Origin of the sequence: Actinomadura geliboluensis (assembly GCF_005889745.1) — a bacterium.
In the GTDB taxonomy this organism is placed as follows: Bacteria; Actinomycetota; Actinomycetes; order Streptosporangiales; family Streptosporangiaceae; genus Spirillospora; species Spirillospora geliboluensis.
In genome coordinates this window covers 1-1,568 of the sequence record NZ_VCKZ01000719.1, presented here as the reverse complement: position 1 = coordinate 1,568, position 1,568 = coordinate 1, and the positions used below count along the sequence as shown (strand labels likewise).

1 pseudogene is annotated in these 1,568 nt (G+C 59.7%); it reads right to left on the bottom strand.

Annotated features, from left to right (window positions below):
- Nucleotides 1–209: 209 nt before the first annotated feature.
- Nucleotides 210–1,433: pseudogene (locus ETD96_RS43810) on the bottom strand (IS4 family transposase); the annotation flags it as partial.
- Nucleotides 1,434–1,568 lie beyond the last annotated feature (135 nt).

Below are 1,568 nucleotides of genomic sequence, written 5' to 3'. Positions count from 1 at the left end.
CAATGCCGTTAAATTAAGCTGCTGGGCAGATCAATCGGATCGTGGCCGGCGAGTCGTGGGTGATGTTCTCGTCCGTCTCACGTTTAACTCGGTATGAGTTGTGCCGTGCGCGTTTCAGCTTGCGAGGACAGGTGCGCTGCCGTCTTTCAAGATTTGGTCGTTCGGTGATCTCGTCCAACACCTCCTGGATCTTCTCCTTGAGGAGTTGAGGGGGAAAAAGCCGCCTGGCTTGAGACCTGGCGGCGGACCACTCGTATGGAGCGAACGAATGAGAGGCGATCCGGATCCAGTTCGGCCTGGTCTGCGGCCTCGCACATGAGTTGACGTATCCCATAATGAGTGAGCAGCAGCCCCCATATCTCCTGTTCGACCATCTCCGGCTTCCGTGATCGCAGGATGGTCGCCGGGCCGCGCTGATGTGTCTTGATCTCGTCGATCAGTGTCTCTATTTCCCAGCGCTCGTGATAGGCGGCAGCGAGGTCCACTGCGGTAAGTCCGATCGGATCGAGGACATTGGTGACGAGCGTGATCAGCTCGCCGTTGTCCCTTCTGTCGGGGATTTGATAGTCGACGACGCGTACGTACTCCCCCGGAAGGTCGGTGATCTTCAACTCCCCGCTACGGAGCTTCGTCGTTGCCCTTCTCTTCTTGCTCGGGTCTGCGATGTATGACAGATATGAGCCATCAGGAAACCATTTCAGCAAAGGCAGATCGAGGCTCGCTCCGACACGGAAAAGGGCATCGGCGCCCGCATCAAGAACCAGCCGGAGACGCTCGTAGCTGTACAGACCCGCGTCGGCCGTGATCAGCATGTCCCCTTCAACCGCGCCCGAGGCGAGGACGCGGTCGGCGAGGGTCCTTTCTCCCTCGCCGTCGCGTCCGATCTCTGCGGCGACCACGGCATGTGTTCCCGACTCGGCCAGGCCCACGATGTTCACGTGAGGGAATGCGCACCGTTCGCTCTTCTTCTTATAACCGAAGTGGGTGGCGTTCTCGGGAGTGTCGGGGGCTTCCATGCCAAAACCGTCCAGGGCCATCAGTCTGCGCCCTCCCGCCCAGGCGCCCTTCGTTGACCGCATCGCGCACGGAACCGCCACACGCTCGTACAACTCCCGCATGACCTCGGCACCCAGCCGCTGACGCGCCTGGCACAACGCCGCAGAAGTCGGCATACTCCAACCGCGGCGCCACGTGCCCATATAACGCAACCCATCGACGAGCTTACGCATAACCTCCTCGTAGCTCTCACCGTAGAAAAGAGTCATGGCCATAACGAAATAGACCACCACGCGCGCCGGCAGCTTACTATTTCGCTGCTCTTTCCTGCCGACAGAGACCACGACCTCCTCGGCGAGCTCGCGAGGCACAAGGCGGGTCAGCACCCCAAGCCCGATCCGGTCCGTAAGGGATTCACACACAGGACTCTCGGTCATCGAAGCATCAGGCACATCGGCAACATATGCCTCCGCAAGCGAGGCTTCAATCGCTTTCACGAACTCCACATGGACCTGCGACGCCTGTGGATATGTGGATAACACCCTGACGGTCAGGCTAATTTAACGGCATTG